The sequence below is a fragment of the Nonomuraea sp. NPDC049655 genome, from assembly GCF_044465465.1.
Classification (GTDB): domain Bacteria; phylum Actinomycetota; class Actinomycetes; order Streptosporangiales; family Streptosporangiaceae; genus Nonomuraea.
Genome location: NZ_JBITLS010000007.1, coordinates 47,884 through 54,338, shown reverse-complemented (window position 1 = coordinate 54,338; position 6,455 = coordinate 47,884). Strand labels below are relative to the sequence as shown.

Genomic DNA, 6,455 nt, shown 5'->3' with positions numbered 1-6,455 from the left:
GGGCGCTTTCGGCCATGCGGCCCGACCCCCCCCGCACGGTCGATTGGGGGCGGGCGGGGGGGGGGGGCCCCGCCCCCCCCCCCCGCCCCGGGGGGGGGGGGGGGGGGGGGCCCGCGCCCCCCCCCCCCCCCCGGCCGGCGGCGCCGCCTCAGCAGGCGCCGACGTCCTTCCAGACGCCCCACTCGCCGGTGGTGCCGGGCTCCTGGCCCTGCGTCCACCACTTGGCCTCCCACGTGTGGGCCTTGTGCGAGACGCGCTGGCCGCCGTTGTAGACGGCCGTCGCGCTCCAGGCGGGCGCGGTGCAGGCGCCGCCGGTCGGGGTGACGGTCGGGCTCGGGCTGGGCGCGACGCCGCCCCGAGCCAGGTCCTGGACCAGCCCGTACGTCCTGCCGCCGAAGGTCAGCGTGTAGTTCGCCTGGCCGGGGACGGGCAGGTAGTACACGTAGTCGAGGGTCACCGACGCGCCGGGGGCGAGCGTCTGCCAGGTGGGCAGCTTCACCGACACCCGGTGGAAGTCGCCCTTGAGCCCGCCGACGTTGTTGCCGGTGTGCTCACTGCTGATCACCCGCAGGCCGAAGCCCGACTGGTCCTTGGCGTTGTTCGGGGCGGAGGTCGCGTAGTCCCACTGGAACTCCGCGCCGCCCGGGATGGTGGTCTGCGTCTTGTTGGTGATGACGAGCTTGGGGTTGATCGGGTAGTTGCTGTCGCCGGCGGGGAAGCCGGTGGCCTCGATCGTGACGTCCACCTTCTCGGCGGGGACGGCCACCTTGGCCTTGGCCGCGCCGTACGGGGCGGCGGTCCTGAGCTTGTCGTAGAGCAGGCCGGTCAGGGTCTGGCCCATGAAGTACTCGCCCTTGGCCGCGTCCCAGGCGTAGTCGCCGGCCAGCTCCCAGATCATCACGCCGCCGATGCCCTGGTTCCTGACGTAGTCGGCCTTGGCGCCGAGCGACTGGTCGTCCTCGGTGGACAGGAACACCTTCTTGGCGGCGTTCCACAACCAGGGGGCGGTCAGGGTGGCGTTGTAGTTGCGGGTGTAGGTGCCGGTCAGCCGGTCCTCGGGGTCGTTGGCCGGGTCCAGGCCGTAGGCGGGGCCGTAGGAGCCGGCGATGCCCTTGGCCAGGTTCATGGCGTGCCACATGGGGTTGGAGCCGGCGCCGACCTCCTTGCCGTTCTCCTCGTCGTGCCACAGGTTGTCGATGCCGCGGGCGCCGTCGCCGCAGGTGGTCATGCCCTGCGGGCAGCTGCCGCTCGGGCCGTTGGAGGTGCCCCACAGGCCGTTCGCGCCGCCGTTGACGTTCTTCCAGCCGCGCGTGTAGTACGGCACGCCGATGTTGATCCGGCCGGCCGGCATCGCGCCGCGGAAGTAGTGGTAGGCCCAGTCGGTGTTGAGGTAGCCGAGGCCGCCGTACTGGGCGGCGGTGTAGACGCCCCACTTGGCCAGCTCGGCGTCCTTGCCGTCGTCGTACAGGGCGGCGTTGGGGCCGACGAACTCGTTCCAGGCGCCGTGCAGGTCGTAGGACATGATGTTGACGTAGTCCAGGTACTGGGTGACCTGGAAGGTCTCCATGCCGCGCAGCAGGTAGCCGGAGGCGGGGGCGGCGACGGTCAGCATGTAGTACCTGCCGTCCGCGGCGGCCGCGGTGTCCAGCTTCTGGCGCAGCGTCCTCATCAGGGCCGCGTAGCCCTTCATCAGGCTCGACCGGCGGGCGTTGGCGATGGTCCAGTCGAGCGGGTTCCCCGCGTCCTTCATCGAGGTCGGGTACTCGTAGTCGATGTCGACGCCGTTGAACCCGTACGCGCGCACGAACGCGACGACCGAGTCGGCGAACGTGCCGATGCCGGCCTGGTTGACCGAGCTGTCGGCGTTGATGGTCATCGAGTAGAAGCCGCCGGAGGGCACGCGGGCGCCGCTCGCGTCGAAGTAGCCGCCGGTCTCGGCCCAGCCGCCGACCGACACCAGCGTCTTGGTGCCGGGGTACTGCTTCTTGTACTTGTTCAGCAGGTTGAAGTGCCCCTTGTAGGCGTAGGCCGGGTCCATCTCGGCGCCGGCGACGCCGGGCCACTCGGTCGCGGTCGCGTCGGCGTCCACGGCGATCTTGTTGCTGCCGTCGACGTGGGCGAAGGCGTAGTTGATGTGGGTGACCTTGCCCCACGGGATGTTGCCGGCCAGGTAGGCGGGCCGGCCGTTCTTGCCGGTGCGCCAGCTGGTGAAGTAGCCGATGATGCGGCGGGGGTGGTCGGCCCCCATCTTCTCCCGGCCGTCCTCGTCGTAGGCCAGGCAGTAGGGGACGTCCACGCCGGGGGTCTGATAGAGGCCGTCCGGGCGGCAGGCGGCGTTGTCGGCCGCGGCGGTGGCCGTACCGGCCAGGGCTCCCGCGATGAGGACCAGTGAGGTGCCGCACGCGGCCAGGGCCGCGCGTAGGCGTGTGGGCTTCAAGGCCACCTCCGATGGGGCATGACTGGGGGGTTGATCGGAAGGTAAGCCTGGTGACCAGGGCCGTCAATGCTCTCTGTTAGGAAACTTTCTTAATAGTTGCCGTCCGGTCGTTCGCGCGGTCACGATCCGGTCCGGCGCAGGATGAGCACCGCGATGTCGTCGCGCGGCGCGCCGTGCGTGAAGGTGTTCAGGTCGGCGGCCAGGGCCTCGACGGTCCTGGCCGGCGGGTCGCGGGCCCAGGAGCGCAGCCGTTGCTCCAGCGGGTAGAAGGAGCCGTCGCGATCGCGGGCCTCGGTCACGCCGTCGGTGCACAGCAGCAGCGAGGCCCCGCGCGGGAAGGCGAAGCGCGCGCCGTGGCGTGGCTCGCCCGCCAGCCCGGCGAGGCCGAGCGGCACCTCCGGCTCACCGAGCCAGAGCTGCCCGGCGTTCCCGCCGTGGATCAGGTACGGCGCTATGTGCCCGCAGTTGACCGCGTCCACCTCCAGCTCCGGGCCGATGTCCAGCAGCAGCGCGGTGACGAACCGCTCGGGCTCGCCGGTGTGCGCGGCGAACCTGTTGTGCCTGATCACGGCGTCCTCCAGGGCGTCGGCCACGCCCATGAGGGAGATCTCGCGATAGGCCGCCTCCCGGAAGGCGCCCAGCACGGCCAGCGCGGCGCCGATCGCGGGCAGCCCCTTGCCCTGCACGTCCGCGATCATCACCCGGGTCCCGTACGGCGACGGCGCCACCTCGTACATGTCGCCGCCCACCATCGTGTCCTCCTCGATGGGCTGGTAGAGGCCGTCCACGACCACGTCGAGCGAGCGCAGCGGCAGCGGCCTGACGAGCTGCCGCTGCAACGCCGCGGCGGCCGAGCGCAACCGGCGGACCTCCTCCTCGCGCTGGATCCGGTAGCTCGCGCCGACCACGCTCATCAGCCCGAACGCCGCGGTGAAGCCGGAGACCTCCAGGTTCGTCCGCAGATTGCCGCCCAGATAGGCGACCGAGGCCGACACCACCGCCAGCACCCACACCGACGCGACCGCCGTCTGCCACACCGAGCCCAGCCCCGACACGATCGCGGGCAGGAAGATCAGCACCGGCACGAGCTCCGCGCCCCCGCCGGTGAACCTGTCCAGCCCGACCACCAGCACCGTGATCCCGATCAGGCCGACCAGGAAGACCGGTGTCGTGAAGAAGGGCCGCCTGGGCCCGCCACCCCACAGAATCGTCGTTCACCCCCGGTGACCAGCTTCTCCCAAGGCGTCCGTGTTCCGTCCTGCGGCGCGCCGGGCACGGCGAAGGGCCGGCCCCGAAACCCGGGACCGGCCCTGACGTGCGAACTTATCCGAGGCCGTTCTTCATGGCCGTGAGGAGTTCGGCGTTGGTGGTGTCACCGCTGAGCTCCCAGAAGAACGCGCCGCCGAGGCCCTGGTTCTTCGAGTAGCTCATCTTGCCGCCGATGGTGCTCGGCGTGTCGTAGCTCCACCACTGGTTGCCGCAGTAGGCGTAGGCCGTGCCCGCGACCGTGCCGGTGGACGGGCAGCGGGTCTTGATGACCTTGTAGTCCTCGATGCCCTGCTCGTACGTGCCGGGCGCCGGGCCGGTCGCCGTGCCGCCGGGCGCGGCCTGGGTCACGCCGGTCCAGCCGCGGCCGTAGAAGCCGATGCCGAGCAGCAGCTTGGCGGCCGGGACGCCCTTGCTCTTGAGCTTCTGGATGGCGTTGTCGGTGTAGAAGCCGGGGATCGGGATCTTGTCCCAGGTGGTGAGCGGGGAGTGCGGGGCGGTCGGGCCCTGCGCGTCCCAGCCGCCGAAGAAGTCGTACGTCATGACGTTGTACCAGTCGACGTACTGGGCGGCGCCGCCGTAGTCGGCCGCGTCGATCTTGCCGCCGTCGTTGCCGTCGGCGGTGATGGCCGCGGTGACCAGGTTGTTCGCGCCGAAGCGGGAGCGCAGCGCGGACATCACGTTCTTGAACGCCGCCGCGCCGCTGGTGTCACAGGTCAGGCCGCAGGCGTTCGGGTACTCCCAGTCGATGTCGATGCCGTCGAAGACGTCGGCCCAGCGGGGGTCCTCCACCAGCTTGTAGCAGGAGTCGGCGAAGGCCGTCGGGTTCTGCGCCGCCTGGCCGAAGCCGCCGGACCAGGTCCAGCCGCCGAAGGAGAAGAGCACCTTCAGGTTGGGGTACTTCTTCTTCAGCTTGCGCAGCTGGTTGAAGTTGCCGCGCAGCGCGCCGTTGTCCCAGGTGTCGGCGACGCCGTCGACGCTCTCGCCCGCCTGGTAGAAGCGGTCGTAGTCGGCGTAGCTGTCGCCGATCGTGCACTGCCCGTTCTGCACGTTGCCGAACGCGTAGTTGATGTGGGTCAGCTTGGCCGCCGAGCCGCTGGTGTCGATGTTCTTGACGTGGTAGCCGCGCTGGTAGATGCCCCACTGGACGAAGTAGCCCAGCACCTTGTTGCCGCCGCCACCGCCGCCGCCCGTGGTGGTCGCGGTGATCTGGTTGCTGTCGGCCGAGCGGTTGCCCGCCGCGTCACGCGCGCGCACGGTGTAGTTGTAGGAGGTGTTGGCGGTGAGGCCGGTGTCGTTGTACGTGGTGCCCGTGACGGTGGTGACCAGGGTGCCGCCGCGGTAGACCTCGTAGCCGGTGACCGCCACGTTGTCGGTGGAGGCGTTCCAGGCCAGCGAGACGCTGTTGTTGCTGACGCCGGTCGAGCGCAGGTTGCCGGGGACCGACGGCGGTGTCTTGTCGTCGCCGCCACCGCCGCCGGTGGTCGTCGCGGAGATCTGGTTGCTGTTGGCCGAGCGGTTGCCGGCCGCGTCACGCGCGCGCACGGTGTAGCTGTAGGCCGTGTTCGCGGTGAGGCCGGTGTCGTTGTACGTGGTGCCCGTGACGGTGGTGACCAGGGTGCCGCCGCGGTAGACCTCGTAGCCGGTCACGGCCACGTTGTCGGTGGAGGCGTTCCAGGCCAGGGCCACGCTGGTGTCCGTGACGCCGGTCGAGCGCAGGTTGCCCGGCACGGACGGCGCGGTCGTGTCGCTGCCGCCGCCACCGGAGACCTTCCACAGCGCCGCCACGTTCGGCGGCTCCCAGCCGGGCTGGGAGGTGTGCGCCTGGAGACAGACGTAGTCGACGCCGTTGTAGGTGACGACCGTGCCCGCCGTGTAGGCGGTCCACGGGGCCCAGGCCGCCGCGTACGCCACCGTGCTGGCGGAGGCGAGCGCTGGGGCGGCCACGGCCGCGGTGAGAGGCAGGGCCAATGCCGCCATTCCCGCCAGGACCTTGCTCAGAATGGTGTGCTTCATGTCGCTCCGACATCCGTTGGGGGGGTGTGTGGGGAGTGGGATGGGAGACTTCTGGGGAAACTATTAGGAAAGTTTCCTTTAAGTTGTGAATCGACGGTAGCTTCTGCCTGGGGGAGCGTCAATACGTATCGGTCAGGCGTCCGTAATCGTGCCGGTCAGACCCTGGACGCGCCCGTTCACGAGGGGATAACGGTTCAGGAACGGGGGCTGACGGCGAGGTGAGCCGTGGCTCAGCATTGGAGCGTGGCAGGAATCTCCGCCTGGCGGCGGACGCCCACGCGACGCGGGCCCTACGTGGTCCGCGCGGTCGCGGAGTTACGGTCCTGGCCGTCGCTGAACGTCAGCGGCACCGGTCAGCAGGTCACCTTCGCCGTACACGGAACCGAGATCCTGCGCCTGGCCGGCCGGGACGAGATCCACGTACGGCTCACCGCCCCCGCCATCGGCCGCCTGGAGCCGTACCTGCGGGCGTGCGACCAGGTCCATGCCTGCCGCGACCGCGCCTGGGTCGCCGTGCAGGTCGACGCCGAGCCCGATCTGGAATTGTTGCTGGCGCTCACGAGTGTGGCGATAAAGGCGCACGTGGCGTGAACCGATTCGGTGCGTAGCGTTTCTCCCACGCACCGTCGAATTCATTGCCGCCATTTGCCTGGGAATTACTCGCCGGGTAGCTTGGTTGTACACAGCCGAACGGGGAGTCGTCCCAGGTAGGGATGGCATTGCCTGGGAATTACCC

4 protein-coding genes are annotated in these 6,455 nt (G+C 70.1%); 1 reads left to right on the top strand and 3 read right to left on the bottom strand.

Going from position 1 to position 6,455, the window contains the following annotated elements:
* Nucleotides 1-148 precede the first annotated feature (148 nt).
* From ACIBQ6_RS23035 to ACIBQ6_RS23025, 3 genes are all read right to left on the bottom strand, one after another.
* A complete protein-coding gene (locus ACIBQ6_RS23035; protein WP_397214327.1) occupies nt 149-2,437 on the bottom strand; it encodes a chitinase C-terminal domain-containing protein in 2,289 nt (762 codons plus the stop codon).
* 119 nt (nt 2,438-2,556) lie between these two features.
* Nucleotides 2,557-3,570: a PP2C family protein-serine/threonine phosphatase gene (locus ACIBQ6_RS23030; protein WP_397214325.1), complete on the bottom strand. Its 1,014-nt coding sequence runs from the start codon at nt 3,568-3,570 to the stop codon at nt 2,557-2,559.
* A 190-nt stretch (nt 3,571-3,760) separates the two neighbouring features.
* A complete protein-coding gene (locus ACIBQ6_RS23025; RefSeq protein WP_397214323.1) occupies nt 3,761-5,719 on the bottom strand; it encodes a glycosyl hydrolase family 18 protein in 1,959 nt (652 codons plus the stop codon).
* Nucleotides 5,720-5,962: 243 nt separating this feature from the next.
* Here ACIBQ6_RS23025 and ACIBQ6_RS23020 point away from each other — a divergent pair, with 243 nt between their 5' ends.
* Nucleotides 5,963-6,310 (top strand): luciferase family protein, encoded by a 348-nt coding sequence (locus ACIBQ6_RS23020; RefSeq protein WP_358292351.1) that lies wholly within the window; start codon nt 5,963-5,965, stop codon nt 6,308-6,310.
* Nucleotides 6,311-6,455: the final 145 nt, after the last annotated feature.